The organism is Achromobacter maghribensis, assembly GCF_057334215.1.
The window spans coordinates 1-2,201 of sequence record NZ_JBHFII010000062.1; the positions used below are offsets into that span (position 1 = coordinate 1).

Annotated in this window: 1 protein-coding gene; it reads right to left on the reverse strand. The window is 62.7% G+C overall.

The genetic code is table 11. The annotated features are described in order from the left end of the window. Positions 1-2,201, reverse strand: a 2,201-nt coding sequence (locus ACE039_RS29305) for a beta strand repeat-containing protein (RefSeq protein WP_485824101.1), incomplete at both ends; no start/stop codon positions are given.

The following is a 2,201-nucleotide window of genomic DNA, read 5'->3' on the forward strand; positions in this document are numbered from 1 at the left end:
TCATGGCCAGCGACCGTGACGCCAGAGACGCCAGCTTCCGCGGAAACCGTGACCTTGCCGGTGACGGTCTCGCCAGAGGCTTCAACGACGCTGTTGTGTGCGTCAGTGACGTTGCCGTCGCCATCTTCAGGCGTGACAACCGGCGGCGCGTCGGTCTGGCCATTGATGGTGATGGTCAGTTCAGCGGTGCTGGTGTCGCCGTCCGCGTCGGTAATCGTGTAGCGGATGGTCTCGGTCAGCGTCTCGCCGTTGTTCAGGGCTTGAACGGCCGGCAGGCTGTTGTTCAGCTGATACGACCAGGTGCCGTCGCCATTATCGACCAACGTGCCGTACTTGGCATCGCCCGTCGTGATGGCGACCGTGCTGGTGTCCGCGCCGAGGACATCATTACCCAGGACGTTGCCCGTGATCGGGGCAGCGGCATCTTCGGTAACGCTTGCCGAGTCGGCGTTGGCAACCGGCGCGGTATCAATGATCTGGATGACCAGGTCATTGCTGGTAGCAATACCGGCCACGTCGGTGACGGTGACGGTGAAGCTGTCCTTGACGGAGTCATCGCCCGCGGTGTGATCGTCAGCGCCACCCGTCTCCTGATAGGAGTAGGTGATGACACCGGTCGTGGCGTCATAGGCGGTGATGGTCAGCACGCCCTTGTCGGTCGTGATGACGACAGGCGTATTGGAGGCATTGGTGACATCATGGCCACCGACCGTGACGCCGGCGACGCCAGCTTCAGCCGACACGGTAACCTTGCCCGTGACGGTCTCGCCGGAGGCTTCAACGACGCTGTTGTGCGCGTCGGTGACATTGCCGTCGCCGTCTTCGGGGGTGACGACCGGCGGCGCGTCGGTCTGGCCATTGATGGTGATGGTCAGTTCAGCGGTGCTGGTGTCGCCATCCGCGTCGGTGATCGTGTAGCGGATGGTCTCGGTCAGCGTCTCGCCGTTGTTCAAGGCTTGAACGGCCGGCAGGCTGTTGTTCAGCTGATAGGACCAGGTGCCGTCGCCATTGTCGACCAGCGTGCCGTACTTGGCATCGCCCGTGGTGATGGCGACCGTGCTGGTGTCCGCGCCCAACGTATCGTTGGTGAGCAGATTGCCCGTGACAGGCGTAGCGGCATCTTCGGTAACGCTTGCCGAGTCGGCGTTGGCAACCGGCGCGGTATCAATGATCTGGATGACCAGGTCATTGCTGGTAGCAATACCGGCCACGTCGGTGACGGTGACGGTGAAGTTGTCCTTGACCGCGTCATCGCCAGCGGTGTGATCGTCAGCGCCTCCCGTCTCCTGATAGGAGTAGGTGATAACGCCGGTAGCGGCATCATAGGCGGTGATGGTCAGGACACCCTTGTCGGTGGTGATGACGACCGGGGTCGTGGACGCGTTGGTGACATCATGGCCACCGACCGTGACGCCTGCGATGCCGGCTTCAGCGGACACGGTGACCTTGCCGGTGACGGTCTCGCCAGAGGCTTCAACGACGCTGTTGTGTGCGTCAGTGACGTTTCCGTCGCCATCTTCAGGCGTGACAACCGGCGGCGCGTCGGTCTGGCCATTGATGGTGATGGTCAATTCAGCGGTGCTGGTGTCGCCATCGGCATCGGTGATCGTGTAGCGGATGGTCTCGGTCAGCGTCTCGCCGTTGTTCAAGGCTTGAACGGCCGGCAGGCTGTTGTTCAACTGATAGGACCAGGTGCCGTCGCCGTTGTCGACCAGCGTGCCGTACTTGGCGTCGCCGGTGGTGATGGCGACTGTGCTGGTGTCCGCGCCCAACGCATCGTTGGTGAGCAGATTGCCCGTGACAGGCGTAGCGGCATCTTCGGTAACGCTTGCCGAGTCGGCGTTGGCAACCGGCGCGGTATCAACGATCTGGATGACCAGGTCATTGCTGGTCGCAACGCCGCCCACGTCGGTGACGGTGACGGTGAAGCTGTCCTTGACCGCGTCATCGCCCGCGGTGTGATCGTCAGCACCACCGGTCTCCTGATAGGAGTAGGTGATGACACCCGTCGCCGCGTTGTAACCCGTGATGGTCAGCACGCCCTTGTCGGTGGTGATGACGACCGGGGTCGTGGACGCGTTGGTGACATCATGGCCACCGACCGTGACGCCGGCGACGCCAGCTTCAGCCGACACGGTAACCTTGCCCGTGACGGTCTCGCCGGAGGCTTCAACGACGCTGTTGTGTGCGTCAGTGACGTT